Annotated in this window: 27 protein-coding genes and 1 pseudogene; 17 read left to right on the top strand and 11 right to left on the bottom strand. The window is 70.3% G+C overall.

Features of this window, described 5'->3' with window-relative positions:
• Positions 1 to 2 precede the first annotated feature (2 nt).
• A complete protein-coding gene (gene tuf / locus AC31A1_RS01485; RefSeq protein ID WP_489651406.1) occupies positions 3 to 1,196 on the top strand; it encodes an elongation factor Tu in 1,194 nt (397 codons plus the stop codon).
• 9 nt (positions 1,197 to 1,205) lie between these two features.
• Here tuf and AC31A1_RS01480 read toward each other — a convergent pair whose 3' ends face one another.
• Positions 1,206 to 1,586 (bottom strand): anti-sigma factor antagonist, encoded by a 381-nt coding sequence (locus AC31A1_RS01480; protein ID WP_489651405.1) that lies wholly within the window; start codon positions 1,584 to 1,586, stop codon positions 1,206 to 1,208.
• 178 nt (positions 1,587 to 1,764) lie between these two features.
• Positions 1,765 to 2,202 (bottom strand): MarR family winged helix-turn-helix transcriptional regulator, encoded by a 438-nt coding sequence (locus tag AC31A1_RS01475; RefSeq protein WP_489651446.1) that lies wholly within the window; start codon positions 2,200 to 2,202, stop codon positions 1,765 to 1,767.
• 127 nt (positions 2,203 to 2,329) lie between these two features.
• On the opposite strand from AC31A1_RS01475, the gene AC31A1_RS01470 reads away from it, so the two are divergent.
• Positions 2,330 to 3,784: an aldehyde dehydrogenase family protein gene (locus AC31A1_RS01470; RefSeq protein ID WP_489651404.1), complete on the top strand. Its 1,455-nt coding sequence runs from the start codon at positions 2,330 to 2,332 to the stop codon at positions 3,782 to 3,784.
• Between the two features lie 69 nt (positions 3,785 to 3,853).
• Positions 3,854 to 4,960: an NAD(P)-dependent alcohol dehydrogenase gene (locus tag AC31A1_RS01465; protein WP_489651403.1), complete on the top strand. Its 1,107-nt coding sequence runs from the start codon at positions 3,854 to 3,856 to the stop codon at positions 4,958 to 4,960.
• A gap of 23 nt (positions 4,961 to 4,983) precedes the next feature.
• On the opposite strand, the gene AC31A1_RS01460 is transcribed toward AC31A1_RS01465, so the two are convergent.
• Positions 4,984 to 5,934 carry an NADP-dependent oxidoreductase gene (locus tag AC31A1_RS01460; protein ID WP_489651402.1) on the bottom strand — a complete coding sequence of 317 codons (951 nt, stop codon included), beginning with the start codon at positions 5,932 to 5,934 and terminating at the stop codon, positions 4,984 to 4,986.
• 71 nt (positions 5,935 to 6,005) lie between these two features.
• On the opposite strand from AC31A1_RS01460, the gene AC31A1_RS01455 reads away from it, so the two are divergent.
• Together AC31A1_RS01455 and AC31A1_RS01450 are read left to right on the top strand one after the other, a co-directional pair.
• The gene (locus AC31A1_RS01455) at positions 6,006 to 6,953 is read left to right on the top strand and encodes a GlxA family transcriptional regulator (protein ID WP_489651401.1); all 948 of its coding nucleotides are present in this window, start codon (positions 6,006 to 6,008) and stop codon (positions 6,951 to 6,953) included.
• Between the two features lie 57 nt (positions 6,954 to 7,010).
• Positions 7,011 to 7,838, top strand: a complete 828-nt coding sequence (locus AC31A1_RS01450) for a hypothetical protein (RefSeq protein ID WP_489651400.1) — start codon at positions 7,011 to 7,013, stop codon at positions 7,836 to 7,838.
• Between the two features lie 7 nt (positions 7,839 to 7,845).
• Here AC31A1_RS01450 and AC31A1_RS01445 read toward each other — a convergent pair whose 3' ends face one another.
• Together AC31A1_RS01445 and AC31A1_RS01440 are read right to left on the bottom strand one after the other, a co-directional pair.
• Positions 7,846 to 8,409: a TetR/AcrR family transcriptional regulator gene (locus AC31A1_RS01445; RefSeq protein ID WP_317771495.1), complete on the bottom strand. Its 564-nt coding sequence runs from the start codon at positions 8,407 to 8,409 to the stop codon at positions 7,846 to 7,848.
• Entirely contained in the window at positions 8,406 to 8,768 is a 363-nt protein-coding gene (locus AC31A1_RS01440) for a DUF1304 domain-containing protein (RefSeq protein ID WP_266865717.1), read from the bottom strand. The genes AC31A1_RS01445 and AC31A1_RS01440 overlap by 4 nt, the downstream gene beginning before the upstream one ends.
• A gap of 260 nt (positions 8,769 to 9,028) precedes the next feature.
• Between AC31A1_RS01440 and AC31A1_RS01435 the strand changes: the two genes are divergently transcribed.
• From AC31A1_RS01435 to AC31A1_RS01415, 5 genes are read left to right on the top strand one after another with little or no spacing between them, the layout of a single operon-like run.
• Entirely contained in the window at positions 9,029 to 10,747 is a 1,719-nt protein-coding gene (locus AC31A1_RS01435) for an ATP-binding protein (RefSeq protein WP_489651399.1), read from the top strand.
• On the top strand, positions 10,744 to 11,154 hold the full coding sequence (locus AC31A1_RS01430) for a roadblock/LC7 domain-containing protein (protein ID WP_019057749.1): 411 nt from the start codon (positions 10,744 to 10,746) through the stop codon (positions 11,152 to 11,154). The genes AC31A1_RS01435 and AC31A1_RS01430 overlap by 4 nt, the downstream gene beginning before the upstream one ends.
• Entirely contained in the window at positions 11,151 to 11,522 is a 372-nt protein-coding gene (locus tag AC31A1_RS01425) for a DUF742 domain-containing protein (RefSeq protein ID WP_489651398.1), read from the top strand. The genes AC31A1_RS01430 and AC31A1_RS01425 overlap by 4 nt, the downstream gene beginning before the upstream one ends.
• Positions 11,503 to 12,138, top strand: a complete 636-nt coding sequence (locus AC31A1_RS01420; protein ID WP_489651397.1) for a GTP-binding protein — start codon at positions 11,503 to 11,505, stop codon at positions 12,136 to 12,138. Before AC31A1_RS01425 ends, AC31A1_RS01420 begins: the two co-directional genes overlap by 20 nt.
• Positions 12,135 to 13,388: a cytochrome P450 gene (locus AC31A1_RS01415; protein WP_489651396.1), complete on the top strand. Its 1,254-nt coding sequence runs from the start codon at positions 12,135 to 12,137 to the stop codon at positions 13,386 to 13,388. Before AC31A1_RS01420 ends, AC31A1_RS01415 begins: the two co-directional genes overlap by 4 nt.
• A gap of 110 nt (positions 13,389 to 13,498) precedes the next feature.
• On the opposite strand, the gene AC31A1_RS01410 is transcribed toward AC31A1_RS01415, so the two are convergent.
• From AC31A1_RS01410 to AC31A1_RS01400, 3 genes are all read right to left on the bottom strand, one after another.
• Positions 13,499 to 14,530, bottom strand: a complete 1,032-nt coding sequence (locus AC31A1_RS01410; protein WP_489651395.1) for a 7-epi-alpha-eudesmol synthase — start codon at positions 14,528 to 14,530, stop codon at positions 13,499 to 13,501.
• Between the two features lie 178 nt (positions 14,531 to 14,708).
• Positions 14,709 to 16,340 (bottom strand): amidohydrolase, encoded by a 1,632-nt coding sequence (locus AC31A1_RS01405; protein ID WP_489651394.1) that lies wholly within the window; start codon positions 16,338 to 16,340, stop codon positions 14,709 to 14,711.
• A 19-nt stretch (positions 16,341 to 16,359) separates the two neighbouring features.
• Positions 16,360 to 17,850, bottom strand: coding sequence for an APC family permease (locus tag AC31A1_RS01400; RefSeq protein WP_489651393.1), 1,491 nt, complete (start codon positions 17,848 to 17,850; stop codon positions 16,360 to 16,362).
• 134 nt (positions 17,851 to 17,984) lie between these two features.
• On the opposite strand from AC31A1_RS01400, the gene AC31A1_RS01395 reads away from it, so the two are divergent.
• Entirely contained in the window at positions 17,985 to 18,704 is a 720-nt protein-coding gene (locus AC31A1_RS01395) for a TetR/AcrR family transcriptional regulator (protein WP_489651392.1), read from the top strand.
• Positions 18,705 to 18,720: 16 nt separating this feature from the next.
• Positions 18,721 to 19,185 carry a pyridoxamine 5'-phosphate oxidase family protein gene (locus AC31A1_RS01390; protein WP_489651391.1) on the top strand — a complete coding sequence of 155 codons (465 nt, stop codon included), beginning with the start codon at positions 18,721 to 18,723 and terminating at the stop codon, positions 19,183 to 19,185.
• Between the two features lie 9 nt (positions 19,186 to 19,194).
• Here the strand turns inward: AC31A1_RS01390 and AC31A1_RS01385 are convergent, their stop codons facing one another.
• Positions 19,195 to 20,652, bottom strand: coding sequence for an FG-GAP repeat domain-containing protein (locus tag AC31A1_RS01385; protein ID WP_489651390.1), 1,458 nt, complete (start codon positions 20,650 to 20,652; stop codon positions 19,195 to 19,197).
• A 169-nt stretch (positions 20,653 to 20,821) separates the two neighbouring features.
• Here AC31A1_RS01385 and AC31A1_RS01380 point away from each other — a divergent pair, with 169 nt between their 5' ends.
• Positions 20,822 to 21,214, top strand: coding sequence for a VOC family protein (locus AC31A1_RS01380; RefSeq protein WP_489651389.1), 393 nt, complete (start codon positions 20,822 to 20,824; stop codon positions 21,212 to 21,214).
• Positions 21,215 to 21,249: 35 nt separating this feature from the next.
• Here the strand turns inward: AC31A1_RS01380 and AC31A1_RS01375 are convergent, their stop codons facing one another.
• On the bottom strand, positions 21,250 to 21,552 hold the full coding sequence (locus AC31A1_RS01375) for a DUF4235 domain-containing protein (protein ID WP_489651388.1): 303 nt from the start codon (positions 21,550 to 21,552) through the stop codon (positions 21,250 to 21,252).
• Positions 21,553 to 21,670: 118 nt separating this feature from the next.
• Here AC31A1_RS01375 and AC31A1_RS01370 point away from each other — a divergent pair, with 118 nt between their 5' ends.
• A complete protein-coding gene (locus AC31A1_RS01370) occupies positions 21,671 to 22,714 on the top strand; it encodes a cation diffusion facilitator family transporter (protein WP_489651387.1) in 1,044 nt (347 codons plus the stop codon).
• 78 nt (positions 22,715 to 22,792) lie between these two features.
• Here the strand turns inward: AC31A1_RS01370 and AC31A1_RS01365 are convergent, their stop codons facing one another.
• Positions 22,793 to 23,242 (bottom strand): nitroreductase family deazaflavin-dependent oxidoreductase, encoded by a 450-nt coding sequence (locus AC31A1_RS01365; RefSeq protein ID WP_489651386.1) that lies wholly within the window; start codon positions 23,240 to 23,242, stop codon positions 22,793 to 22,795.
• A 255-nt stretch (positions 23,243 to 23,497) separates the two neighbouring features.
• Between AC31A1_RS01365 and AC31A1_RS01360 the strand changes: the two are divergent.
• From AC31A1_RS01360 to AC31A1_RS01350, 3 genes and pseudogenes are all read left to right on the top strand, one after another.
• Positions 23,498 to 23,677 (top strand): annotated as a pseudogene (locus AC31A1_RS01360) (nuclear transport factor 2 family protein); the annotation flags it as partial.
• A gap of 163 nt (positions 23,678 to 23,840) precedes the next feature.
• Positions 23,841 to 25,064 carry a cytochrome P450 gene (locus AC31A1_RS01355; protein WP_489651385.1) on the top strand — a complete coding sequence of 408 codons (1,224 nt, stop codon included), beginning with the start codon at positions 23,841 to 23,843 and terminating at the stop codon, positions 25,062 to 25,064.
• Positions 25,065 to 25,077: 13 nt separating this feature from the next.
• On the top strand, positions 25,078 to 25,284 hold the full coding sequence (locus tag AC31A1_RS01350) for a ferredoxin (protein WP_266865761.1): 207 nt from the start codon (positions 25,078 to 25,080) through the stop codon (positions 25,282 to 25,284).
• Positions 25,285 to 25,386 lie beyond the last annotated feature (102 nt).

The raw sequence follows: 25,386 nt of genomic DNA, 5'->3' as shown, positions 1-25,386 counted from the left end.
CCGTGGCGAAGGCGAAGTTCGAGCGGACCAAACCCCATGTGAACGTCGGCACCATCGGTCACATCGACCACGGCAAGACCACCCTCACAGCGGCCATCACGAAGGTGCTGCACGACCGGTTCCCCGACCTCAACCCCTTCACGCCGTTCGACCAGATCGACAAGGCGCCCGAGGAACGGCAGCGCGGCATCACCATCTCGATCGCCCATGTCGAGTACCAGACCGAACACCGGCACTACGCGCACGTCGACTGCCCCGGGCACGCCGACTACATCAAGAACATGATCACCGGCGCCGCCCAGATGGACGGCGCGATCCTGGTCGTCGCGGCCACCGACGGACCCATGCCGCAGACCAAGGAACATGTGCTGCTGGCCCGGCAGGTCGGCGTGCCGTACATCGTCGTCGCCCTCAACAAGACGGACATGGTCGACGACGAGGAGATCCTGGAACTGGTCGAGCTGGAGGTGCGGGAGCTGCTCACCGAGTACGAGTTCCCCGGCGACGATCTCCCGGTGGTCAAGGTGTCCGCGCTGAAGGCCCTCGAAGGTGACCCCGAGTGGACCGCCTCGGTGCTCGAACTCCTCGCCGCCGTCGACGAGTTCGTGCCCCAGCCGGTACGGGACGTCGACCGGCCGTTCCTGTTGCCGATCGAGGACGTCTTCACCATCACCGGGCGCGGCACGGTCGTCACCGGCCGGATCGAGCGCGGGGTGCTGAAGGTCAACAACGAGGTGGAGATCATCGGCATCCACCCGCAGAAGACCAGGACGACCGTCACCGGCATCGAGATGTTCCGCAAACTCCTCGACGAGGGCCGGGCCGGCGAGAACGTCGGACTGCTGCTGCGCGGGGTCAAGCGCGAGGACGTGGAGCGCGGCCAGGTCGTCATCAAGCCCGGATCGGTCACCCCGCACACGGAGTTCGAGGCCCGCGCCTACATCCTGTCCAAGGACGAGGGCGGCCGGCACACGCCCTTCTTCCACAACTACCGCCCGCAGTTCTACTTCCGCACGACGGACGTGACCGGAGTGGTGACCCTGCCGAAGGGCACCGAGATGGTCATGCCGGGCGACAACACGACCATGCATGTCGAACTGATCCAACCCATCGCCATGGAGGAGGGGTTGAAGTTCGCGATCCGTGAGGGCGGGCGGACGGTGGGGGCCGGTCAGGTCACCAAGATCCTCAAATGACCAGTGTGATCACAACGTGCCGGACGTGGTCTCGGGCTGCCCCAGGGCCGCGTCCAGCGTCGGCATCGGCGGCAGCAGCCGGCTCAGGCCGGTGACCCGCAGGATGCGCAGGGTCAGCGGGTGGACGCAGACGAGACGCAGTCTGCCGTCCCGCTCCAGCACTCGCTGCCGGGCCCGGTACAGCAGGCGCAGCCCCGAGCAGTCGAAGAACTCGATCTGCCTGAGGTCGATCACGATCAGTGCGCCCGGCCGCCCCGTCACCCGGTCCAGGGACGGGAGGATCTCCATCGCCGCGACGATGTCGATCTCCCCGCGGAACTCCAGGACCGTGAACCCACGGTCCTGGTGGATACGCAGATGCCGGGTGAGCGGCGCGGGTTCCTGCTGCACGACCACATCCCCTCCAACCGGCCCTCGGTGAAGCGGGGTTGAGCACAAAACCGTTCCCCGCCCTGCAAGTTACCCTCGATGGAGTGAATTTGAGCATGTTCGATTGACATATGTCTTCGAATCTAGCCAGAGCTTTCTGTGATGTGCGCGGCAGATGCGGACCGGCGCACGCCCGGGCTCACGACAGTGCGTGCCAGGCCTTGGACAGCGCCTGCCGGAACTGCTCGCCCTGATGTGCCGTGAGCTGCGCGACCATCCGCTCCTCCAGCTCCCGCACCGGCCCGGCGCACCCCGTCAGCAGCTCGCGCCCCTCCTCGGTCAGCAGGATCAGCAGCTCGCGGCGATTCCGCGGATTGCGCTCCCGGCGGATCAGCCCGCGCCCCTCCAGGGAGCGCACGAGGTCGGCGATGGACTGCGCCGTGACGAAGGAGTCCCGGGCGAGCTGCGCCGCGGACAGGCCGTCGTGTCGCTCCAGGACCGTGAGCGCGGTGTACTGGAGTGCGGTGATCCCGTACGGCTTGACCAGCTCGTCCAGGCGTGAGCGGACGACCAGCTCCACCTGCTTGACCATGTACAGCAGGGACGGGGGTGCCTTTGTCGCTGGGGTGCCGACCATGGATTCAGCCATGGATTCACCCTAGAGCATTGACAGGAAACCTGTCTGTAACGAGACTGCGGACCAGACGAGAAACCAACAGGAATCCTGTTGGTTGAAATCTTGGCAACGATGCTGAGGAGTGGCGATGACCGCCTTCGAGATCGAACCCGGCCGCCTGTTCGTCGGGGGCCGGTGGCGCGAGGCCGCAGACGGAGCGCGCACCGAGGTGGTCGACCCGTCCCGGGGCCGGGTCGTCACCACGGTCGCGGAGGCGGGCCCCGCCGACGTGGACGCCGCCGTCCGCGCCGCCCGCGAGGCATTCGACAGCGGCCACTGGTCCGGGCTCAGCGGCCGCGAACGCGGCCGGATCCTGCACCGCGTCGCCGAACTGATCCGCGAGAACGCCGACGAACTCGCCCAGTTGGAGAGCCTCGACGTAGGCAAACCCATCACCCTGTGCCACGCCGTCGACGTGACCAACGCGGCCAACGACTACGAGCACTACGCCGCCCTCGCCCACTCCCTGGACGGCTCGACCCGCGACACCCCGCTCAACGCGCTCGCCTACACCAAGCGCGAGCCGCTCGGCGTGGTCGCCGCGATCACCCCCTTCAACTTCCCGCTGATTCTGGCCGGTTCGAAACTCGCCCCCGCCCTCGCGGCCGGCAACACCGTGGTCCACAAGCCCGCGGACGAGACCCCGCTCAGCGCCCTCTACATGGCCGGACTGCTCCAGCGGGCCGGCGTCCCGGACGGCGTCGTCAACGTCGTCACCGGCACGGGCCCGGTCGCCGGCGAGGCCCTGCTGCGGCACGCGGGCGTCGACAAGATCGCCTTCACCGGCTCCACCGCCGTCGGCCGGCACGCCGCGAGCGTCGCCGGCGAGAACCTCAAGCCCGTGACCATGGAACTCGGCGGCAACGCGGCCCACCTCGTCTTCGAGGACGCCGACCTGGAGAAGGCCGTCGGCGCGGTCATCAAGGCGTTCGTCTTCAACACCGGCCAGTTCTGCATGGGCGGCCCCCGCCTGCTGGTCGCGCGCCCCGTCTACAGCACCCTCCTCAACATCCTCGCCGACGCCGTCCCCGGCGTACCGCTCGGCGACCCCCGGCTGCCCGAGACCGTCGTCGGACCGATGGCGGGGGAGAGGCACCTGCGGAAGGTCGAGGAGTACGTCGACCTCGCCCGCAAGGAGGGCGCCCGCATCGTCTGCGGCGGCGAACGCCTCGACCTGGACGGCGGCTACTACTACAAGCCCACCGTCATCGCCGACCTCGCGAACGACTCCCGGGTGATCCAGGAGGAGATCTTCGGCCCGGTCCTCACCGTCCAGCCCTTCGACACCGAGGACGAGGCCGTCGAACTCGCCAACTCCACGCCCTACGGCCTGGCTTCGGGCATCCAGACCGGCAACCTCGCCCGCGCCCACCGCATCGCCGACCGGCTCCAGGCAGGCATCGTCTGGATCAACGACTGGGCGATGCTCGACCCCAACGTCCCCTTCGGCGGCGTCAAGGACTCCGGCTTCGGCCGTGAATACGGCCCCGAGGGCCTCGCCGCCTACACCCGGACCAAGTCCGTCGTCGTCTCCCTCGACTGACCACGCCCGTCAACTCGACTGATCCCGCCCGTCAACTCAACTGATCACGTCCACCAAGGAGTTCGTACGATGTCCACCACCACGCGCGCGGCCGTCGTCGAGTCGGGCGGCGCACCCTTCACCCTCACCGCCGTCGAGCTGGCCGAGCCGGGACCGCACGAGGCGCTGGTCCGGGTCGTCGCAACCGGCCTGTGTCACACGGACCTCGGCGCGGCGAGCGGCGGACTGCCCTTTCCGCTCCCCGGAGTTCTCGGTCACGAGGGCGCCGGTGTCGTCGAGGAGGTCGGCTCGGCCGTCACCGGTGTCGTACCCGGCGACCATGTCGTGCTGTCCTTCACGTCCTGCGGCGACTGCCGCAACTGTCAGGGCGGACACCCCGCTTACTGTGCGACCTGGCTGGCGCTGAACCTCATCGGTGGTCGCCGCGCCGACGGCAGCAGCACCATCAGCCGCGACGGGGAGCCCCTCGGCGGGCACTTCTTCGGTCAGTCCTCGTTCGCCGAACGGGCGTTGGTCGACGAGCGCAGCCTGGTGAGGGTCGACCCGGACGTGCCGCTGGAGTCGATCGCCCCGCTGGGCTGCGGAGTTCAGACCGGCGTCGGCGCCGTGTGGAACGTCTTGAAGCCCCGGCTCGGCGACACGATCGTGGTGCTCGGCGCCGGAGCGGTGGGCCTGTCCGCGGTGATGGCCGCCGCGCTCACCCCGGCCACCCGGATCATCGCCGTCGACCGCGTCGGCGAACGCCTGTCGCTGGCAAAGGAGTTGGGGGCGACCCACACCGTCAACGCGGGCGAGGCCGACCTCGGCGAGACCCTCGCGGTACTGACCGACGGCCAGGGAGCCGACGGCATCGTCGAGACGACCGGCAACGTCGGCGTCCTCCGCCAGGGCGCCGACGCGCTCGCCGCCCGGGGCACGCTGGTCGTCGTAGGGGCACCGCCGTTCGGCAGTGAAGTCGCCCTGGACGTCAACGGGTTGCTCCCCGGGAAGCGGATCGTGGGTCTCACCCTCGGCGACAGCGAGACGCAGAGTTTCATCCCGGCCCTGGTGCGACTGGTCAAGGAGGGGCGGCTGCCGCTGCACCGCCTGATCACCACATATCCGTTCGCGGACATCGACCAGGCGGTGCGGGACATGAGCGCGGGCAAGGCCATCAAGCCGGTACTCACCTTCTGACCAGCCCGCGTTGACCCTCGGACTCAGTCGACCGTCAGCACCAGCTTGCCCGCGGTGCGGCCGGTGGCGCCGAGCGCGTGTGCCTCGGCGGCATCGGCCAGCGGGAACGTCCCGGCGATCGTCGCGCGCAGCTTCCCCGCCTCGACGAGTTCCGCGATCGACTGCATGTCCGCGCGGTCGGCGTCGACGAGCATCCGGACCGCCCGGACACCGAGCCGCTCGGCCTCCTCGTAGAAGTCCGGCTTGCCCATCGGCACGATGGAGACCACGATCCCGCCCGGACGCAGTACCCGCAGCGACTTGAGCGCGGTCTCGCCGCCGAGCATGTCCAGGACGACGTCGACGTCCTTCACGGCCTCGGCGAAGTCGGTCTCCCGGTAGTCGATCGCCTCGTCGACGCCGAGTTCACGCAGGAAGTCGTGCTTGGCCGCGCTCGCCGTGCCGGTCACGTGGGCGCCGCGCGCCTTCGCGATCTGCACGGCCACGTGCCCGACCCCGCCGGCCGCCGCGTGGATCAACACCCGCTGGCCGGGCTGGACTTGGGCGTTCTCCACCAGCGCCTGCCACGCGGTCAGCGAGACCAGGGGCAGTGCGCCCGCCTGGATGTGGTCGATCCCGGCCGGCTTGTGGACGAAGGCGCGGGCCGGGGCGGCGACGTACTCGGCGTGCGAGCCGTGGCCCCACGGGTAGGACAGCATCCCGAAGACCTCGTCGCCGGGTGCGAAACGGGCGACACCGACGCCGACGGCCTCGACGACGCCGGAGGCGTCCCAGCCGAGGGTGAACGGCGGTTCGCCGAGGAAGCCGCCGGTGGCCCGGTGCTTCCAGTCGGTGGGGTTGAGCCCGGCGGCGCGGACCCGGACCAGGATCTCGTTGGCGCGCGGCGCGGGGCGTTCGACCTCGGCGACTTCGAGGACCTCGGGACCGCCGAGGGCGTGCTGGGTGATGACGCGCATGGTGTTCACAGTGCTCATGGTCAGTCAGCCTGCCGGGTCCCGCACGACAAGGAAATGGCACGATGGCCAACCTTCGATAGGATCGTGCCATGCAGCATGTGGAACGGGTCGTGGTCCTGGCGCTCGACGGCGTCTACCCCTTCGAGCTGGGCATCCCCAGCCGGATCCTCGGCGCGGCCGACGGCCACTACGAGGTGCTGACCTGCACGGTCGACGGCCGCCCGGTCCGCACGAACGCCGACTTCTCGGTCGCGGTGGAGCACGGCCCCGAGATCCTCGAAACGGCGGACACGGTCGTGGTCGCCTCCATGGCGACCCCGAGCATCCCCACCGGTCTGCCCACCGAGATCGCCGACGCTCTCGCCCGGATCCGGCCGGACGCACGGATCGTCTCGATCTGCACGGCCGCCTTCGTGCTCGCCGCCGCCGGTCTGCTCGACGGCCGCCGCGCCACCACCCACTGGCAGGTCGTCGACCGCTTCCGGGCCCTGTATCCGCAGGTCGACCTGGACCCGGACGTGCTCTTCGTCCAGGACGGCCGGATCCTCACCTCCGCCGGCGCGGCCTCCGGAGTCGACATCTGCCTGCACATCGTGCGCACGGACCACGGCAGCGAACTCGCCAACAAGGTCGCCCGCAGCTGCGTCGTCCCGCCGTTCCGCGACGGCGGCCAGGCCCAGTACATCCAGCAGCCGGTGCCGGACTGCGGGGTCACCAGCACGGCCGCCACCCGCGACTGGGCCCTCACCCGCCTCGACGAGCCCCTCGCCCTGACCGACCTCGCCCGGCACGCCGGCATGAGCCTGCGCACCTTCGCCCGCCGCTTCAACGACGAGGTGGGCCTCAGCCCCGGCCGCTGGCTGATCCAGCAGCGGGTCGCCCGCGCCCGCGACCTCCTGGAGGCGAGCGACCTGTCGGTCGACCAGATCGCGGGCCGCGTCGGCTTCGCGACGGGCGCGTCCCTGCGGCAGCACCTGCACGCGGCGATCGGGGTCTCTCCGCAGGCGTACCGGCGTACGTTCCAGGAAACCCGCTGAACCCCAACGTTTCGGCCCGCCCGTGCGTCGTAGGAACACGACACGAGGGGGCAGGGCATGCGCAGAGGGCTTGCGGGGGTCGCCGTACTGGTGGCCGTGACGGCGGTGGGATGCGGCACGGAGGACGGGAAAGACGTCGTGGTCGCGGGCACACCGCCGGCCACGCCCTACGCCGGGCCCCTGTACGTACCGGCCACCGGCTCCGACAAGTCGGGTGCCGCGGGCCGGGCGCTGGAGTGCGACGGCGCGATGTACGAGGGCGGCGGCGCCGGGACATGGAGCAAGGGCGACGGCGGCAAGACCCCCGAGGGCGGCCTGCGGGCCTACTTCGACATGGAGCAGCCGGACGTGCCGCGCACGGGCTACCGCGTCGAGCGCGAGGCGGACGGCCGCGTCCTGTTCTCGTACGACGTCGGCGGTCGTACGAAAGTCGCAGTCGTCGTCGCCAAGGACCGTAAGAACAGGCCGGGTTGGGGCCCGGAGACCAGCGCCTCCTGCGACCCGGCCGAACTCCCGGCGAGCTTCGCCAAGGCGCACGGCTACGAGATCTGGGCCGACAGGGACGGGAAGCGGGTGCCGACCACGGTGGTGAGCAGTTCGGGCGGCGCCGCGCACTGCGACTGGCAGAAGGCGCACTTCCTGCAGACCGGCGCAGGCGAGAAGAGCAGGCTGTACGCCCGCGACCCGGACAAGGTGCTCCCGTCCGGGATGCTCACCGCGCCCTACGACGGTGACGTCCGGATGCCCGCGAGCGCCCGTGACACCGGATACCGGTACCAGGACTGGCAGTTGTGGCTCACGGCCGACGCGTCGAAGGCGTACGTCCGCACCGCCGACGGCGTGGAGGCATGGCCGTCGGTCAAGGACGGCCAGGCCTGTCAGTGAGCCGTCGTCACCGGCTCATGTGCAGGGCGACCAGCAACTGCCATACCTGGTCGGCGATTTCCTCCGCCGTGCCCTCCAACAGCCCGTGCAGCCAGTCGGCGAGGACCCCGCCGAAGGTCCCGGCGACGGCCGAGGCGACCAGCGGGGCGTCCGCCGCGCCCGCGAGTTCACGCTCGCGGAGGCTGTAGGCGCGCAGGTCCCGGTGCAGGACCCGGCCGAGCGGGCCGCCGCCGCCCGGGCTCAACAGGGCGCGGTACAGGGCCGCGTGGGGGAGCAGGCCGGCGAAGAACTCCGGCAGCGCGGGCGGCGCGTGCACCGGGTCGGGCCGGCCGCGCCACGCGTGCAGTGCCTCCACGGCCTCCCGTACGACGTCCGCGCAGGCGTCGACGGCAAGCGCTTCCAGGCCGTCGTAGTGGACGTAGAAGGTGGCCCGGCCGACCCCGGCCCGGCGTGCGAGGGCGGCCACGCCGACCTCCTCCAGGGGGTGTTCGGCGCACTCGTCGAGGAGGGCCTGGCGCAGCCGTGCCCGGGTGCGGGCGGCCCGCCGGTCCTCGGGCTCGGCGCGGCTCACCGGGCGATCAGGACGGCGGCCAGGGCCACCGCGCCGGGCAGCGCCTGGGCGAACAGGATGCGCCGGTTCGCCGTCACGGTGCCGTAGACGCCCGCGATCACGACGCAGCTCAGGAAGAAGACCTGGGCGCGGAAGCCGGTCGGGTCGGCGGCGATCAGGCCCCAGATCAGACCCGCGGCGAGGAAGCCGTTGTACAGCCCCTGGTTGGCCGCCAGCGGTGCGGTGGCTCTCGCCATCTCGGGGTCGAAGCCGTGCAGACCGCGCCCCGGCTTCTTCTCCCACAGGAACATTTCCAGCACCAGGATGTACAGGTGCAGCGCGGCCACCAGTCCGACCAGCACGTTCGCGAGCGTTTCCATGATCGATCGACTCCTCGTCAACTTGGACAGGTGTCTACTGTAGCTGGACACATGTCCATGTTCAGACTTCTCGGAGAGTGACGGAACCCTCACTTCCGCATCGCCTTGAGGTTGATCTTTTACCGTTCAAACCCGATAAGCTCCCCTGCGGCGCAGCGAGTTGACGTGATCGTGACCGGTCGGCTCGTGGTGCGTCCTCCTGAGTGCGGTCTGTCCTCGCACACCCCCCTTGTACGTTCGTGTCGCTTCGAAGGATGCAGATGGAACTCGCCACTCCGCCACCGGCGGCGCGGGCCCCTGTCGCCTGGTACAGCTGGTGGCTGATGCCGCTGGCCTTAGGAGGCGGCACCGTCGCCGCCACGTTCATGAGCTCGGAGCGAATAGCCGCGACCGCGGCCGGAGCGGCGGCCACGGTGGCCAGTGCCGTGTGCGTGCGACTGCTCGTCCGTACCCAGGCTCGACTGCGCCGTTCCGAAAGCGGTTTCCGCGCTGCGCAGGCCGAGCACTCCCAGCAGTGGCAGCAGCATGTGGCGGGCCTGGAGCGGAAGTTCAGCGCGGAGCGCGCCACGCTGGAGGCGCAGCTGACCGAGCACGCCGGTGCCTACGAGACCCGGCTCGCCGACAGCTCCGGCGCCTACGAGGTCCAACTCGCCGAGCAGGCGCGGGCGTTCGAGGAGCGGCTGACCCAGCAGGCCACGTCCTACGAGGCGCAGCTCGCCGACAAGGCCGAGGTCTGGCAGGAACAGCTGGCCCACCAGCTCGCCGCCGTGGCCCGCCTCGCCGACGAGCAACTCCCCGAGGCGCTCAAGCAGTTGCGCGCGGGTGACGCCATCGACGACCTGCTGCCGGCCGCGAGCCAGTGCGCGAAGGTCAGCGCCGAGCTCCAGGCCGAACTGCGCAAGGTGCTGCGGATCTCGCTCATCGGCGTCGAGGAGGAGTTCAACCGCTCCACCGCCGCCGAGCAGGCCGTCATCAGCATCGGCAACCGCATCCACGTACTGACCAGCAAGCTCCGCGGACGACTGCACGAACTGCAGGGCGAGCACGGGCGGTTGCCCGCCGTCGCCCGCGGTCTGATGGAGCTGGACCAGGAGATCGGCCCCGCGGACTGTCTCGCCGCGAGCGTCGGTGTGCTCGGCGGCTCCGACCGGCCCGGCCGGCAGTGGCAGGAACCCCAGCGCCTGCTCAGCGTGGTCCGCGGCGGCATCGGCCGGATCAAGGACTTCCAGCGCGTCGACGTACGCCAGCTGCCCGAACTCGGCGTCGACGGCGGTCTGGTGGACCACCTCACGCTGATCTTCGCCCACCTCCTGGACAACGCGGCCCGCTACTCGCCGCCCACCGAGCCGGTGATCGTCTCCGGCAAGGAGGTGCCGAACGGTGTCGGCATCGAGATCCAGGACTCCGGCAAGGGCCTGAGCGAGGAGTCCAAGCGCGAGGCCGAACACGCCCTCGCCGGCACCGGCGCGGGCCCCGGACTCGGCGGTGTCTCCGAGGACGCCAGTATCGGCCTGCGCGTCGTCGGCGCCCTCGCCCGCCGCTACGGCATCCGCGTCACCTTCGCGGACTCGCCCTGGCTCGGCACCTCGGTGGTCGTCGTGGTCCCGCACAAGTACTTCAGCCGGCTGCCCGCGGCCGCCGTCACCGGCACCCCCTCGTTCCAGGCCGCCGCGACGGCCGCGACCGCGGCGGCGAGCCGCGGCACCGCTGTCGCCGAGACCCCGGCGGAGACCGCCGAGGCGGAGGACACCACACCCGGCGGGCTGCCCAGGCGCCGTAGCAAGCGTGGCGAGACGGCTCGGCCCCAACCGGCCGGGCGGACCGGGGAGATGGCCGTCTCCGCCGTACCGCCCGACGCCTCCTTCACCGGTCTGGCGGCCTTCGCCACGGCCGGACGGGAGACCCCGGGGGAGGAACCGGCGTCCGCGGGCCGCGAGTTCACCGAGCACAGCACTGAAGAGAGCGACAAGTCCACATGACGCAACAGGGAACCGACGTGAGCTGGGCGCTCCGCGATCTGGTGGAGAGCATCCCGGAGATCCGCTTCGCCCTCGTGGCCTCCAGCGACGGCAAGGCGATCACCTCCTTCGGCGCGGAGGACCCCGACGACGTGGACCGCTTCGCGGCCGTGGTGGCCGGCCTGCAGGCGCTGGCCCAGCCGGTCGCCGAGCAATTCCCCAAGTACGCGGGGCAGTTGCGGCTGGCGATGATCGAGGTCGACGGCGGCCACCTCTTCGTGGTCCGCGCCGGTGTGGAGACGTATCTCGGCGTGCTGGCCCGGGAGGGCCTCGACCAGGGCCTGCTCGGACACCAGATGCGGGACCTGGCCCGCAGGATGGGTGAACTCCTCGGCACCACCGCGCGCCTGGAGGAGCACTCTGGATGAGTGCTCCCCGCCGGCCGATCGACCCCTCCGGTCTGGAGCGTTACTACGTCCTCACCGGAGGGCGCAGCGGACCGGACGGTTCGGCGTCGAGCCTCGACGTGGCGACCCTCATCGTCTCCCGCACCGTGCCCGTACCGGGCATGCAGCACGAGCACGAAGAGATCCTCCGGCGCTGCCGCGAGCCACTGTCGGTGGCCGAACTCGGCGCCCACCTCGGACTGCCCTTCAACATTCTCGCGGTGCTGCTGGCGGATCTGCTGGAGGCAGACCGCGTCGAAGCCCGTGACCCCATCCCGGCGCACGACGCCGGGCGCGGGCCCGACCTCGCGCTCCTTGAGGAGGTACTCAGTGGACTTCAAAGGCTTTGACCATCCCGGCGACCCCGGCTTCGGCGCCCTGGACGCAAGCGTCGAAAAAGGTGTCACCCGCTCGGTGAAGGTGATGATCGCCGGCGGATTCGGCACCGGGAAGACCACGATGGTCCGCTCGGTCAGTGACATCAAGCCGCTCACCACCGAGGAGACCCTCACCCAGGCGAGCGCCGGCGTCGACCACCTCATCGGGGTGACCGACAAGACGGAGACCACCGTCAGCCTCGACTTCGGCAAGATCGGCATCAACGACGAACTGGTCCTCTACCTGTTCGGGACCCCGGGCCAGGAGCGGTTCTGGTTCCTGTGGAACGGCCTGTTCAAGGGCGCGCTCGGCGCGGTGGTCCTCGTCGACACGCGCCGCCTCGCCTCCAGTTTCCGGGCGATCGAGGAGATGGAACGGCAGGACGTTCCGTTCGTCATCGCGCTGAACGTCTTCCCCGACTCCCCGGAGCACCCGGTCGACGAGATCCGGGACGCCCTCGACATCTCCCCGGACATCCCCGTCGTGGCCTGCGACGCCCGCGACCGCTCCTCCAGCCGTGACGTACTGGTCGCCCTGATACGGCACTTGAAGGAACGCTCGGCCGTCGTCGCACTGGAGCCCCGATGACCGACCAGACCTTAAACGGCCCCGAAGCTCCCAGGGGTTGCCCTGTCGCCCATGGCCCGGGTGACGACCTCACCCGGCTGTACGGGCCGGACGCGGCGACCGATCCGCGCGGCATCTACGAGCGGCTGCGCGAGCAACACGGGTCCGTGGCACCGGTGTTGCTCGAAGGGGACGTGCCGGCCTGGCTGGTGCTCGGGTACCGCGACAACCGGCGGGTGCTGGACAGTCCCCGGCAGTTCTCCCGGGACGCGCGGATCTGGCGGGACTGGCGGGAGGGGCGGGTCGCGGAGACCTCGCCGATCATGCCGATGGTGGGGTGGCGGCCGGACTGTGTCTCGCAGGACGGCGAACCGCACCGTCGGCTGCGGGGTGCGGTGACCGACGGGCTGTTGGCGGCGGCCGGGCGGGGGGTTCGGCGGCACGCGACTTACTTCGCCAACAAGCAGATTGACGCCTTCGCGGACGCCGGGCGGGCTGATCTGGTGGCGGACTATGCCGAGTATCTGCCGATGCTTGTGCTGACCCGGATCTTGGGGCTTCCTGCCGGGGACGGGAATCGGCTGGTCGAGTCCAGTGCGCAGGTTCTCAAGGGTGGGGAAGACGCCCTGCTGCACAACGACCGCATCATCGAGATTCTCGCTGAACTCGCCGAGCGTAAGCGGGCCGAGCCTGGTTCCGACTTCACCACCGCGTTGATCGAGCATCCGGCCGGGCTCGACGCGGAAGAGGTCGTCATGCATCTGCGGCTTGTGCTGATCGCCGCGCACACCACTACCAGCAACTTGTTGGCTCGGGTGTTGCAGCGGATTCTCACGGATGCGTCTCGGCTGTCCGGGCTGGTCAGTGGGCAGTTGACTGTCTCGGCCGTTGTCGAGGAAGTCATGTGGGACACACCGCCGTTGGCCGTTCTGCCGGGGCGGTTCGCTACGGCGGATCTTGAGCTCGGGGGGCATCGGATCGAGGAGGGTGACCTGCTCGTCCTTGGGCTGACCGCGGGCAATGTCGATCCTGAGGTTCGGCCTGATGCGGGGGTTTCCGTGCAGGGGAACCAGTCGCATCTGGCGTTCAGTTCGGGGCCGCACGAGTGTCCGGGGCAGAGCATTGGGCAGGCGATTCTTGAGGTGGGGGTTGATGTGCTGCTGCATCGGCTGCCGGGGTTGCGGTTGGGGGTGGCTGCGGAGGAGCTGACTTCTACGGCGTCTACGTGGGAGTCTCGATTGGACTGCCTGCCGGTTGAGTTCGCCGTGTGAGTCGGTTGTTCTTTGTCTGCGGGCAGGTGGGGGCTGGTCGCGCAGTTCCCCGCGCCCCTAAAAGACAGGCGCGCTGCCCAAGCCCTTGGCCAGGCAGCGCTCCCCTCGGATCAGACGGCCAACAAGTCGTCCACTGAACCCTTGCCCGCCAGTTCCGCCGTTGCCGCTGGGCCCTCTTTCCCTGCCGTGTACCTGCCCGAGACCAGCGCCCACTCGTAGTTTCCGTTGATCCAGTGCTGGATGGCTTCCACGCCCTGGCGGACCCGTTGGCGTTCGTCCTCGTCAAGGGCCAACTCGTCGCACATCTGCGGGACTTGGGCCTCCAGTTCGAGGTACTCGGTGAGGCGGGCGTTCGTCATGCGGTAGGCCTCTTCGGCTGCAGCTTCCCAGGGCAGGCCGCGGTCCCGGTGGAGGACGGCTATCAGGTTGTGGCCGTCGCCCCGGCGGCGTTCGCGTTCGAAGGAGTGGATGTCGTTCATGAAGCCGATGGTGTCGGCGGCGAGGTCACGCATGCGTTCCATCAGCGGGTGGGCCTGCACCTGGGCCGGGACCTCGAAGCCCCGGCTGCGTTCGCCGGCGTCGATGCTGTGGTGGATGCCGACCGTACGGCGCCGGAACTCCGTGTACTCGTCGAGGTCCAGGGTGCCCGCGATGCCCCGGGCCGCCAGGTCGACCTCCTCGCAGTGCGCCACCAGGAACCGGCCCCAGGACGCGGCGAACCGGGTCCGCCAGGTCAGGGACATGCCATCCGAAAGGTGGTCCCAGACCTGCGCCCAGGCCACGGTGATCGGGCAGACCACCCGGGGCCTGCTGCCCGCCGGACGCAGCGGCGTGACGATCAACTCCCGTGCCACTTCCAGTATTCGGTCGGCCCGGTCGGGCCGGCTCGCGTCGAACTGGTCGTCGAAGAGGAACGCCAGTGAGAACCAGTTCATCAGGACGACCATGTCCGCGGCCGACGCGTGCGGATAGGTGCGGGCCGCGGCCTGCGGGAGATCCCACGACCGGTACTCCTCGAACCCGGCCTGGCTGCGCACCAGGCCCATGTCCCAGATCCAGCGCAGATGGCGGGCCCGGGCGTATTCCAGATGGTCGCTGACGGGGGTGTCGAAGGGGAGGTCGAAGGTGACGTCCTGAGGCATGCGCTTCCTTTCGGGAGACGGAACACTGAGTCCCCCCACTGCGAGCGGGCGGTCCGTTCGACCGCCCGCGCCCTCGAACTGCGCTTCGTGGTACGCAAGTTGGTCCCACAAGCGGTTACGAGGCTGCCCAGAGCCTAGATGATCTACACCGCGCCCCGATCGTGATCCCTGTTACTGCTCACGCCTCCTGAGCTGCGTACACTCCCGTTCCTCCCACATAAGTAAGCGCTACCCGCGTCTCCGCGATCTCCTCCGGCGGAGCGGCGAACGGGTCGCGGTCCAGGACCACCAGATCCGCCAACGCCCCTGCCGCGATTCGGCCTGTGTCGTCCAAGTGGTTCGCGTACGCCGAACCCGCCGTGTACGCCGTGATCGCCGCCGCGAGGTCGAGGCGCTCGCCCGGCAGGAACACCGGTCCCGCGCCCCCGGGTTCGACGCGGTTGACGGCGACATGGATGCCCTGCAACGGATCGGGGCTGCTCACCGGCCAGTCGCTGCCCGCGGCGAGGGTGGCCCCGGCGCGCAGCAGCGCCCCGAACGGGTACTGCCACAAGGCCCGTTCGGGCCCGAGGAAGGGAATCGTCAGCTCGTCCATCTGTGGTTCGTGTGCGGCCCACAGCGGCTGGATGTTCGCCACCGCGCCGAGGTGAGCGAAGCGCGCCACGTCGTCCGGGTGCACCACCTGAAGATGCGCGAGGTGTGGTCGGGTGTCACTCGGCCCGTTCGCGGCCCGCGCCGCCTCTACGGCGTCCAGCGCGTCCCTTACGGCCCTGTCACCCAGCGCGTGGAAGTGGCACTGGAAGCCGAGCGCGTCCAACTCGGTGACGTACTTGGGCAGTTGCTCCGGGTCGATGAAGCTGGTGCCCCGATTGGCCGTCGCGCAGCCGCACGTGTCGAGGTACGGGTCGAGCAGGGCGGCCGTGCCGGTCTCGGCGACCCCGTCCAGCATCAGCTTCACGCTGCTCGCGCGGAATCGGCCGTGGCTCAACTCGGCCCGGCGCTCGACCAGTTCGGGGATCTGCTCGGCCCCGCGCTCCCGGTCCCACCACAGTGCGCCCACGACCCGCGCGGTGAGCGAGCCGTCCCGGGCGGCGGCGAGATACGCGTCCGACGGGTCGTCCATCCCCAGGAACTCGCCGACCAGCGCGTCCTGCCAGGCCGTGATGCCGAGCGCGTGCAGATGCCGCTGGGCGTGCAGGAGCGCGGCGAGCCGGTCGGCCTGTGCGGCCGGTGGTGTGAGGCGGCCGACCAGCTGCATCGCGCCCTCCTGGAGCGTCCCGGCCGGTTCGCCCGACGCGTTCCGCTCGATCCGTCCGTCCACCGGGTCGGGCATGTCCCGTGTGATGCCCGCGAGTTGGAGGGCCCGGCTGTTGACCCAGGCGCCGTGATGGTCCCGGTTGGGCAGATACACCGGCCGGTCCGGCACGACCGAGTCCAGCAGCTCCTTCGTCGGCGTACCGCCCTCGAACGCCTCCATCGACCACCCGCCCCCGGTGATCCACTCCCGCTCGGGGTGCGCGTCCGCGTAGGCCCGCACGGCGGCGATCGTGTCCTCCGCCGTCCTGGCCCGCGTCAGATCGCACTGGGTCAGCTCAAGCCCCGCCGGCACCGGATGCACATGCGCGTCCTGGAACCCGGGCGACAGCAACCGCCCCGCCAGATCGACGACTTGAGTGCGCGGCCCGGCGAGCTCGTGCACCTCGCCATGTCCTACGGCGGTGATCCGGTCGCCGGTGACGGCCACGGCGGTCGCGGTGCGGCCGGCCGGGGTGAGGACCGGCCCGTTGGTGAAGAGGAGGTCTGCGTGCATGGTTCGTATCCTTGCGGGGTTATCGAGAGGTGGCGAGAAGCTGCGGCGCGTCGGCGTCGGTGCCTCGGCCCGAGTGGAAGTACGGCGATCTGCGCACCCACTTCGCCCACGCGGCGGCCAGGAAGCCCGACGCGATCATCGCCAGCGGAGTCAGCAGCAGGAACCAGCCGTTGTCCGCGCTGACTTCGAGGTGATCGGTGGACGTGTAGAAGGACCAGCCGAGGTAACCGCCCAGCGCCAGAAGGGAGATGGCGCTCAGCGTGGGCAGTACGACCGCGCGCACGCCCTGCCGCCAGTCCTCCCGGAGGAGCGAACGGAAGCGTACGGCGGCGGCCAGGGCGGTGAGCGCGTAGGAGAGCGCGACGACGATCCCCACGGCGTTCACCGTGGCCATGATCATGTCGGCCAGGCGGGGTATCACGAGTGACAGTGCCGCGACTGCCGTTGCCAGCGCGCCGATCAGCAAGGTGCCGAGGGCCGGAGTGCCGTAGCGGGCGCTGACCTTTCCCCAGACCGGGCCGAGGGTGCGGTCGCGGCTCATCGCGAACATGCCTCGGGCGGTGGGGATCACGCCGGCCTGGAGGGATGCGACCGCCGAGAACATCAGGGCGACCAGGGGGAGTGCGGCCAGGGGCTGGGAAGCCAGGCGGTCGCCGAAGTACGCCAGGCCCTGGGCGCCGTGGCCCGCCAACTCGTCCTCGGACAGCACCCGTTGGAAGGCGATCGAGCCGAGCAGGAACAGGCCCAGCATCGTCACCAGGGTGATGAGCCCGGCCCGGGACGCGTCGCGGGGGTCGCGTACCTCCTCGTTCACGGTGAACGCGGCCTCGAAGCCCCAGTAGCAGAACACCGACAGCAGCAGGCCCTGCGCGAGCGCCGACGCCGAGGGGATCGCGAACGGGTCGAACCAGCTCAGGCTGAAGGCGTGCGGGCCGGTGACGATGCCGTAGCCGCAGAAGCCGAGGAGGACGACGTACTCGAAGATCAGTAGTCCCGTCTGGAGGCGGGCGGCGGTGCGGACGCCGGTGACCGCGGTGAGGGTGACGGCGACGAGGATCAGGATGCCTACGGCTGTTGTCTGGGCCGTCGAGCCCGGGTCGAGGGTGAGGCCGCCCACCTCGTGCATTCCTGCCTCACCGGCCAGCTGGATCATCGCCGAGCCCGTGACCGCCGTGGTGTACGCGAGGAACGCGATCGTGGCGACGATGTTCACCCAGCCGACCAGGAAGCCCAGCCACGGAGTGAGTGAACGGCCCACCCATACATAGCCGTTGCCCGCGTTCGGCTCGACCTTGTTGAGCCGGGAGTAGGCACCCGCGATGCCCAGGATGGGCAGGAACGCGAGCAGCATGATGGCCGGCAGACGCAGCCCGACCACCCCGGCGGTCACGCCCAGACCGATGCCGATGCTGGTGGTCGCGGCCGTGCTGGACGCGGCGATGGCGACGCCGTCCAGCAGACCGAGGGACTTGCGCAGTGCGGGCCCCGACGGGGGTGGCGTGTCGTTCATGGCGTGCTCTCCGCTCGCACCGGGGGGCCCGAACGGCCCCGGTGAACGCACATGAAACTGCCCGCGCACTTAACAGGTCAACGGTGTTGTCGTAAGGTGCGGGCACCCGGACGAGACCATCGAGGAGGTGCCGTATGAGCGAGCGTGTCGTCCCGGCCGCCGCCCGGCAGCGCAGGCGCCCCACCAAGCAGGGCGTCGTCCTGTCCGAGGAACTGATCGTCGAGACCGCGCTGAGGCTGATCGAGGAGCATGGGGCCGATGCCCTGTCCGTGCGCCGGCTCGGGCGTGCCCTCGGCGCCGATCCCAGTTCCCTGTACCGGTACTTCCGGCACACCGACGACCTGATGCTCGCCGTCGCGGACGAGCTGATCGGCCGGACGCTGCGCACCTGGCGGCCCAGCGGCGACTGGCGCGCCGACCTGCGGGAACTGGGGCTGCGCGTGCACGCCGGGGCGCTCGCGCATCCGCGGGCGGCGGTGCTCAGCTCGTACCGGGTGACCGGGCGGGTGTACGAGATCCAGGCCGTGGAGGCGATCCTCGGGGTGCTGCGCGGGGCCGGGTTCCCCGACGCCGAGGCGGTGCGGATCTACCACGCCTACGTCGACCAGGCCCTCGCCTTCGGTGCCCTCGACTCCGCGAACACGGCGTTGCCGAAGGCGGCCCGCTCGGCGGAGGCGGCCGTATGGCAGGCGACGTACGCGCGGCTGCCCGCCGACACGTACCCGCACATCGCGGCGACGGCCCGGCATCTTGTGGCCACCATGCGGCACAGTTCCTACCCGGCCGCCCTGGATCTGCTGCTCGGCGCGGCGGCGGCACGCCTCGCCGAGATCCGTGCGGCGGCGGAGGGCTGAGCGGCAGACTGGGGTCATGACTCACGAACCCGCACGCACCGCGAAGCAGCGCAAGCAGGACACGCTCCGTCGGCTGGAGGACGACGAGGACGCCTGGGTCGCCACGGCCGGCGAGGACGGGGGAGTGCCCTATCTCGTGCCGCTGTCGTTCGTGTGGGACGGCACGACCCTGCTGTTCGCCACCCCGGCCGCGAGCCCCACCGGCCGCAACCTTGTCTCCACCGGTGTCGCCCGCCTCGCCGTCGGGCCGACCCGGGACGTCGTGCTGATCGAGGGCACCGTCGTGACGCTGACGGCGGCCGATCTGCCCGAGGAGGACGCCGAGATCTTCGCCTCGAAGACCGGCTTCGACCCGCGCCGACTGACCACGCCCTACCTGTACTTCAGGATCCGGCCGCAGCGGGTGCAGGCCTGGCGGGAGGCCAACGAGCTGAAGGGGCGGGACCTGATGCGCGACGGGGAGTGGCTGGTGGCCGACTGAGCCCCTTCCCTACGAGGTGGTCGGGGCTTGCGAGGAGCGCGGGGCGAAGGCCGTCGTCGTGAACGTCGCCTTGTTCGCGGTCGTCGTACCGTCGGTGATCCACCAGCGTGTGGGGTCGTCGCCGTAGATGCCGAATTTCGCGTCCGCGCCCCAGTTCAGGACCAGTTCGTCCTTGCCGTCACCGTCGAAGTCGGCGGCCCCCGCGGGCCGGGCGTGCCGCCACTTCGCCGGGATCTTCCTGCCGTCCTCCGCGGCGGGCCCGTCGCGGAGGACCGCGGTCCGCCGGGTGCCGTCGATGAGCGTCGCGCCCTCGTACGTGGCGACGAGGATGCCGTCACGGCCATCGCCGTCCGGGTCGGCGGACACGTAACCACCGGGCCCGAACTGGGTGCGCGCGGACTGCGGCGCCTCGGGGAGCCGGTACGTCACCGGTGCGCCGCCGGTGCCGGGATACACGGCGAGCGAACCGTCGACGTCGGCCGGCTCGGTCTCGTAGCCGGGCTCGTCGTTACGGCTGCCGTCGTCGCCGACCGCCACATCGCGCTGCCCGTCGCCGTCGAAGTCACCGAACGCGTGGGCGTTGCCGCTCCTCAACTCTCTTCCGGCAGCTGATAGTTGGGAACCTCGGTGGGCGGTGTAGAGCGTGTTGTCGGACTGCTCGCCGTCGCTGACCGCGTGCATCAGGAGCGAGGTCGCGCGGGGCGTGCCGGACGGGGCGACGGCGTCGGCGGTGAGATCGCCGTCCGCCCAGGGGAGGCTCGTGTCGGTACGGGCGGGTGCGCCCGAGCGCGTGAACGGGCCGTACATCACCACCATGGACGAGTGGTTGTACGCGAACCCGGCGAGGTCATGGTGCCCGTCGCCGTCGAAGTCGCCGCGCACCACGGACTGGACGCCCAACTTCGCCGCGCTCTGCGGGAGTTGGACCGGAGCGGCGGAGGTCTTCCCCGTCGGTCCGCCGGGGCCGCCCCACGCTATGTACGGGAGGGTGCGTGGGGCGGTGACGTTGCTGTCCGACGTCATCGCGCCCTGGACGGTGGTGACGAAGTCCGGGAAGCCGTCGCCGTCCAGGTCGGCGGTGGTGAGATCGGCCGCGGACAACGAGCCCTTCGGGGCGAGGAGTTGCCTGCCGGGTTCGGGCAGGCCCAGGTCGGCGCGGCCGTAGACCGTGCGCGTCGACGGGTCGAGGCCCTTGGCCGATCCGTAGATCACACCGACCCGTTCGTCGGTGGCGCCCTCGCCGCCGCCGACGACGATCGGCACCACGAGGTCGCGGTGACCGTCGCCGTTGATGTCGTCGGGGTCCTTGGAACCCTTGCCCGGAGCGGGAGTTCGGCTCGCGGCGGCCGTCGTCGGTTCTCCTGAGGACGGGGTCGGTCCATGGGCGCCGGTGCCGCTCCCGCATCCGCTGAGCGGAGCGAGCGCGGTGCAGACGGCGAGGGTCACTACGGCGATGCGGGGCTTCACCCGTCTCACTCTCGCATCCCGCGTCCCACCCGAACCAGGGGAGCCGTGCGGTTGTTGCGCGTTCGTTGATCGACGCCGGCCGTCGGCATCAACTGGCCGAACGGGGATATCCGTTGGGTGCGTGGCAACCGGACTCGACCCTTGCGCGCCCCGATCTTCGGAGGAACACATGGCACTGGTGAATGCGAGCTTCGTGGTGCTCGACGCGGCCGAGCCGGAGAAACTCGCCGTGTTCTACACGGAGTTGCTGGACGGCGAGCAGACGGACATCACCCTCGACCAGGTGGAGATCAGGGGCGCCGACGGGACCCGGCTGGCGTTCCGCCGGGACCTCGGTGCCACCCCGCCGAGCTGGCCCCGCGCCGAGAACAACCAACAGGTCCACCTCGACTTCCTGGTGGAGGACCTGGACGAGGCGGAGCGCAGGATCGTCGGACTCGGCGGACGCCCGCTGGAGACCAAGGACATGCCGGGCCCGTACGAGGAGCGCGTGTACGCGGACCCGGCCGGCCACTCCTTCACCCTCCGCCCGGTACCGCCGACGTCCACCGACCAGGTCTGAGCGACCTCGCTTTCGGCTGCCCGGTCCCAACTGCCTTACTCCCAGCCGCCCTTGTCCTTCGCCGGCCAGATCCCGGTCGAGCGTTCGATGGCCTTCGCGCCGGTGCGGTCCGCCGCGCTGCGCGCCACGGCGAAGAGGGCGCCCTGGAGCGCGGCGGCGAGCAGGATCTCGGCCCAGCCGCGCTCCCGGTCCAGCGGATCGGGTGCGTTGTCCTCGTGCCGTATCGCCTTCCACGTGGCGCGGAAGGCACGGCCGGCGAGGGCACCGCTCACCAGGCCCAGGACGAGGCCGACGGGCTGGTAGACGAGGGGGAGCTTCTTCTTCTTGATCTTGGCCATGCGGATCTCCTTCTGCGGACGAACGGGCGGGTCGGCACGGTCGCCGTCCCGACGGTGTCACCGAAACCGGTCCTCCGGTAGAGGGTGTGAGCAGCACCTTCAGGGGCAGTCGGGGTAGATGAGCGACACACCAGCCGACCCGACGAAGGATCACCCGCCCGACCGTACGACGGACCCCGGATCCGACCGTGCGCCGGGCCAGGAATCCGATGGCGCGACGGACCGGAAGACCCGCGTCACCGTCCTCGTGGCCCTCGCCGCCAACCTGGTGATCGCGGCCGCCAAGGCCGTCGGGGGTCTGGTCGCGGGGTCGCCCGCGCTGCTCTCGGAGGCCGCGCACTCCGTGGCCGACAGCCTCAACGAGGTCTTCCTCCTCGCGGCCCTGCGCCGCAGCCGCCGCCCCGCCGACCGCCGGCACCCCTTCGGCTACGGCAAGGAGCGGTTCTTCTGGTCGCTGCTCGCGGCCGTCGGGATCTTCGTGATGGGCGCCTGCTTCTCCGTGTTCCAGGGGATCGAGGCCCTGCGCAACGGCGCCGAGGAGTCGTCCACCGGCTATGTGGCGGGCCTGATCGTGCTCGCCGTCGCGCTGGTCGCGGAGGGGATCTCCCTGCTGCGGGCCCTGCACCAGGTACGCGCCCAGGGCGGCCGCATGGACGCGCTGCGCGATCCCGCGCTGCGGACCGTCGTGGCGGAGGACGGCACGGCCGTGCTCGGCGTGACCCTCGCCATCGTCGGCATGGCGCTGCACATGATCACCGGACAGGTGGCGTGGGAGGCGGCCGCGTCGATCGCGATCGGATTGCTGCTCGGCTACGTCGCCTACCGCCTCGGCCGCGACGCGCGCGACCAGCTCATCGGCGAGGCCGTCGACCCCGAACTGAGCGACAGGATCCGCGAGTTGCTGGCGGCCGAGCCCGAGATCGACAGCGTGGAGGCGCTGTTCACGATGCGGATGGGACTCGACTCGACGATGGTCGCCGCCCGGATCGACCTGGTCCCCGGCATGGACAGCGAGCGGGTCGAGGAGGTCTCGGTGCGCATCAAGCGGTCGCTCGGCGAGGCGGTGTCCGAGGCCGGCGAGATCTTCCTGGACATCACCGACCGGCCGGTGGGGGAGGCACGGAAAAGCCCCGCCGCGACGGGGGAGCGCGGCGGGGCCTGAACGTCGGATGCCCGACGGTCACCGGTTCATGCGCCCCGGAAACAAGAAAATTTCTCCGGGCCGGTCAGTCCCCGGTACTCAGCTTCCGGCGGCCGGTTCGAGGACGAATACGGGGATCTGCCGGTCCGTCTTCGTCTGGTACTCGGCGTACGGGGGATACGCGGCGACCGCCCGCTCCCACCACACCGCCTTCTCGTCACCGGTGACCTCGCGGGCCGTCAGGTCCCACTTCCGCGGTCCGTCCTGAAGCTCGACGCGCGGATCGGCCTTGACGTTGAAGTACCACACCGGATGCGTGGGCGCGCCGCCCTGCGAGGCGACGACGGCGTAGGTGCCGTCGTGCTCGACACGCATCAGCGGGGTCTTACGGAGCTTCCCGCTCTTGGCACCCACGGTCGTCAGCAGGATCACGGGCAGCCCCGTGTCCATCAACGTCGTCCCCTTGGTGCCGCCGGAGCTCTCGTACAGCTCGACCTGGTCGCGTACCCACTGCGCCGGGCTGGGTTCGTACTCGCCCTCAAGAGGCATGGCAATCGTCCCATCTCGCGTTCTACGGCTGTCTCGCACCGAGATTCAACACCAGCCGGTGCGTGATTCATCCATACCGCACCTCTCTTCGGCCACGCCCCCTCCACCGGGTGACCTCGGAGGTAATCGCACCGCAAGGACCTCTCCGGCACAGTCGGCACCCCGCACGATCACCGGCCGAGGGAGATCGCCCGATGTCCACGACCCCGACCACCCGCACCGTCGTAGCGGACCTGCGGACGCCGAAGGCCCGGCGTGCTCGGCGAGATCCGGCTGACCGCCAGGCCCACCGGACGGTCGTATCGCGCCAGGTTCGCCCTTCATCTCACCGTCAGGGACGGACTGATCGTCCGCCACCATGTGTACGAGGACAGCCTCGCCGTGTCCCTGGCCTTCGCCCCGGCGGACGGCGGGACTCCGGTCGCGGGCGGGTGACGTTCGCCCGGCCTCGCGACCTTGGTCGTCGGGCGGGCCGGGGCCATCAGGTTCGGCCAGATTGTAGGGACCACCGATCTGGCCGAACTTCAGGTGGCCCTATAGGTGCCTCGGGCATCTAATGAAGATCGGCAAGACGCACTCTTCGTCTGCGAGGTCTTCCATGACGGATCTGACGGAACTGACGGATCTCACCGACCAGCCCGAACCCGTCTCCTTCCCGCAGGACCGCACCTGCCCCTACCACCCGCCCGCCGGCTACGACTCCCTCCGCAGCGCCCGCCCCCTGACCCGCATCACGCTGTACGACGGCCGCACGGCATGGCTCGTCACCGGGCACACCGCCGCCCGCGCACTGCTGGCCGACCAGCGGCTGTCGACCGACCGCAGCCGGCCCGGTTTCCCCGCGATCAACGAACGGTTCGCGGCGGTCCGGAACCGGAAGGTCGCCCTGCTCGGTGAGAACGACCCCAAGCACCGCACCCAGCGGCGGATGATGATCCCCTCCTTCACCGTCAAACGCGCCGCGGCGATGCGGCCCGACATCCAGCGGATCGTCGACGAACGGCTCGACGCGATGATCGCCCAGGGCCCGACCGCCGACCTGGTGCCCGCCTTCGCGCTGCCCGTTCCCTCGATGGTGATCTGCGCGCTGCTCGGCGTCCCGTACTCCGACCACGAGTTCTTCGAGGCCCAGTCCCGGCGTCTGCTGCGCGGTCCGAAGCCCGAGGACAGCCAGGACGCCCGCGATCAACTGGAGGCGTATCTGGGCGAGTTGATCGACCGCAAGCAGCGCAGTCCGGGCGAGGGGCTGCTGGACGAACTCGTCCGGGACCAGCTGAGCGAAGGGGCGCTGGACCGCACGGAGTTGATCTCCCTCGCGATCATCCTCCTCGTCGCGGGCCACGAGACGACCGCCAACATGATCTCCCTGGGCACCTACACGCTGCTGCTCCACCCGGAGCGGCTCGCCGAACTCCGGGACGATCCAGGGCTGTTGCCCGACGCGGTCGAGGAGCTGATGCGGTCGCTGTCCATCGTGGACGGGCTGATGCGGCAGGCTCTTGAGGACATCGAGGTGGACGGCACGACGATCCGGGCCGGCGAGGGTGTGATCTTCTCGGCCGCGGTCATCAACCGCGACGAGGACGTCTACACCGCCCCGGACACCCTGGACTGGCACCGGCCCACCCGCCATCACGTCTCGTTCGGCTTCGGCATCCACCAGTGCCTCGGCCAGAACCTCGCCCGCGCCGAACTGGAGATCGCCCTGCGCAGCCTCTTCGAGCGGCTGCCCACGCTGAGCCTGGCCGTGCCGGCGGAGGAGATCCCCTTCAAACCCGGCGACACGATCCAGGGGATGCTGGAACTCCCCGTGACCTGGTAAGAGGCTGCGTTCCATGCACACGGAAATCCACATCGACAAGGACATCTGCATCGGGGCGGGCCAGTGCGCCCTCGCCGCCCCGAGCGTCTTCACCCAGGACGACGACGGCTACAGCACGGTGCTGCCGGGCAAGGAGGACACCGACGACCCGATGCTCAGGGAGGCGGCACGGGCCTGCCCGGTGAGCGCGATCACGGTGTCGGACAGGGCGGTGGGCTGAGCGGTGGGCTGAGCGGGTACTTCTCGGAGGGCGGCGGGCTCGTCGGGCTGTGCGGTTCCTGAGCGGGAGGCGGCCGGCCCGCCGAGCCACCCCCTCCTGCCG

This window comes from Streptomyces sp. P5F9 (assembly GCF_057961495.1).
The sequence above is the reverse complement of the archived record's forward strand: the minus strand, read 5'-3'. Positions and strand labels throughout refer to the sequence as shown.